Annotated in this window: 3 protein-coding genes and 1 pseudogene; 1 reads left to right on the forward strand and 3 read right to left on the reverse strand. The window is 77.3% G+C overall.

Features of this window, described 5'->3' with window-relative positions; translation table 11 throughout:
* Together JWQ92_RS04320 and JWQ92_RS04325 are read right to left on the reverse strand one after the other, a co-directional pair.
* A pseudogene (locus tag JWQ92_RS04320) lies at window positions 1-245 on the reverse strand (hypothetical protein); the annotation flags it as partial.
* A gap of 86 nt (window positions 246-331) precedes the next feature.
* A complete protein-coding gene (locus tag JWQ92_RS04325; protein ID WP_297343230.1) occupies window positions 332-1,075 on the reverse strand; it encodes a GMP synthase in 744 nt (247 codons plus the stop codon).
* A 98-nt stretch (window positions 1,076-1,173) separates the two neighbouring features.
* Here JWQ92_RS04325 and JWQ92_RS04330 point away from each other — a divergent pair, with 98 nt between their 5' ends.
* Window positions 1,174-1,998: a class I SAM-dependent methyltransferase gene (locus JWQ92_RS04330; protein WP_297343231.1), complete on the forward strand. Its 825-nt coding sequence runs from the start codon at window positions 1,174-1,176 to the stop codon at window positions 1,996-1,998.
* A gap of 1 nt (window position 1,999) precedes the next feature.
* Here JWQ92_RS04330 and JWQ92_RS04335 read toward each other — a convergent pair.
* Window positions 2,000-2,503: CHAT domain-containing protein (locus tag JWQ92_RS04335; RefSeq protein ID WP_297343232.1), on the reverse strand; the 504-nt coding region annotated here is incomplete at its 5' end.

The raw sequence follows: 2,503 nt of genomic DNA on the forward strand, positions 1-2,503 counted from the left end.
GTGAGCCCGACCTCGACCCCGAGCCCGGCGCCGCCGACCCGTGGGCCCGCCCGCCCCGCAGCGGTCCCCTCGACGCCCTCCCCGGCCTCGGCCCCCGTGGCTCCGGCCGCTCCGTCCCCGGCTTCCGCTCCGCGCAGGAGCCCGGCGCGCCCGACGGCCACCGCCTCGCCGACCGCTACGACCACGCCGAAGCCCATCGGGAAGCCCACGCCGAAGCCGGCCCCGCACCCCACGGCGAGCACCACCCCGTCGCCGACCGCGACCCCGACCGCCTCGCCGACCCCGGCCGGCGCACCGGCCGCCTCCCCGACACCGACCCCGCGCTGAGGGCTCAGTCGGCCAGCGCCTCCGCCCGGGCGACGAAGCGGGGCAGCAGCAGCCGCGGAGCGGTCACCGACGCGCCCCGCACCGTCGCCGCGATCACGTCCAGCTCCGCGGGCGGGAAGTAGCCGTACGTCTGGTACGCCGTCGCCCGGGCGATGAACTCCTCCGTGGTCGGCTCCGGATGGAACTGGCTCGCCAGCAGCTCCCCCACGCGGTACAGCTGCACCGGCGACACGTCGTTCGTCGCGAGCAGCTCGGCGCCAGGAGGCGGCTCCGGCGCCGACTCCTTGTGCCCGGTGAGCGCGAGGAACGACGCCGGCAGCGCCCCGGCGACCGGGTCGGCGGCGCCCGCCGGCGTGAGCCGGGTCGGTTGCGCGGTCGGCTGCTCCGGATGGGTCCGGTCGATCGTCCCGCCGAGCAGCCGCGTGACGAGGCCGATGCCGTAGCAGGTGAAGAACGCCGGCCGCCCCGCATCGAGCGTGTCGGCGGCCAGCCTCGTCAGGCTCGCCTCCGCGACCCGCTGCCCGTCCGACTTGCCGGACTCGGGATCCGACACGTTGAAGGGGCTGCCCCCGACGAGGAACCCGGCCCACCGGTCCACGGCGTCGGACGGAAGGGGCTCGACGTCGACCCGCAGCACGTCGAGGCGCTCGCCCAGCCCGGTCGCGCTGCGGAACGAGGCGGCCTCCTGCGCGCGCGGCACCGCCTCGGGGCGCGCCTGCAGCAGCAGGAACCGGGCGTCCGACGGCACGGCAGGAGGCTAGTCGACGTCCTGTCAACCGCGTTGACCGCGATGGGAGCCCGCACTACCGTGACGACGACGTCGACAGCCCGGACGCGGCAGGAGGCATGGTGGGTACGGCCACGGACCTGTCCCCCGATCAACTGCCGTCCGGCTGGACCGACGGCGCCGGCGAGTACGACACCTGGTTCGCGCCCGTGACGCGCGGGTTCGCCGCCGACGCGGTGGAGCTGCTCGGACTGGGGCCCGGCAGCCGCTTCCTCGACGTCGCGGCGGGCACCGGAGCGCTCGCCCTCGCAGCGGCGGCGACCGGCGCATCCGTCGTCGCCACCGATTTCGCGCCCGGCATGGTCGCCCTGCTCGCCGAACGGTTCGCCGACGCGGGCGTCGACGGCTCCGTCGCCCGGATGGACGGCCAGGCCCTCGACCTGCCCGACGCGTCGTTCGACGCCGCCGCGTCGCTGTTCGGCCTGATCTTCTTCCCCGACATGGCGGCCGGGGTGCGGGAGCTGCTGCGCGTCGTGCGCCCCGGCGGCCGCGTGCTCGTCGGCGCGTGGCACCGATCGGGGTTCTCCCTGCCGTTCGCCGTGATGCGCGCACTCCGCACGGCGGTCCCCGGCCTGCGACCGCCGCAGGAGGAGCCGGTGCCGTTCCGGCTCGGCGACCGCGCCGGCCTGGAGTCCCTGCTCACCGAGGCCGGCCTGCGGGACGTGCGGGTCGAGGTCGCGACCCACGTCGCCGAGGTCGCCGATCCGGCAGCGATGTTCCGCGCCGTGCCGCTCTGGGCCGCGCCGCTGAAGCCCGTGTTCGACGCCCTGTCGCCGGAGCAGCTCGACCGGGCGGCGTTCGCGTTCGCCGAGCAGATCACCGCGGGCGGCGACCCGGTCGGGCGGCTGCCGGGCACGGCGCTGCTCGGTGTCGGCGTGCGCTGACTCAGCCGGCGCCGAAGCACACGAACGACGTCGGGGCCCCCGCGAGCGCGAGCGCCTCCGCGGGCCGCCGGCCGGCGGCGAGGAAGGCGTGCAGCGCGGCGAGGGTCTCGCAGGCCGCGTCGTCGGCGACGGCGGAGGCCGAGGCGATCACGCTGTCCGCGCCGGCCGCGAGCCACGCCCTCGCCAGCCCCGTCGTCTCCTGCCCCCAGCGCACCGCGACCCGGCCGACCTCGCACGCCGACAGCACGACGAGGGCCGGCACCCGCGGAAGCCGTTGGACGTCGTAGCCGAACCAGGGGCCGTCGGCCAGCTCGATGGCGGAGAGCAGCGGATGCTCCGGCGCGTGGCGGCCGTGGCCCGAGCAGTGGAGCACGTCGACCTCCGTCGCGACGTCCGCGACGGCACCGCACGCGGCCGCCGTGCCCACGAGGACCCGGGCGCCGGGCCAGTGACCCGCGGCGCCCCGCACCTCCTCCTCGCCGCGGTCGACCCCCGGGCCGGCCGC

Origin of the sequence: Amnibacterium sp., from assembly GCF_025463795.1 — a bacterium.
Taxonomy (GTDB): Bacteria; Actinomycetota; Actinomycetes; order Actinomycetales; family Microbacteriaceae; genus Amnibacterium.

What these genes read in the sequence shown, in the direction of transcription:
- JWQ92_RS04330 (WP_297343231.1), top strand. Translation starts at nt 1,174, where the DNA reads ATGGTGGGTACGGCCACGGACCTGTCCCCCGATCAACTGCCGTCCGGC.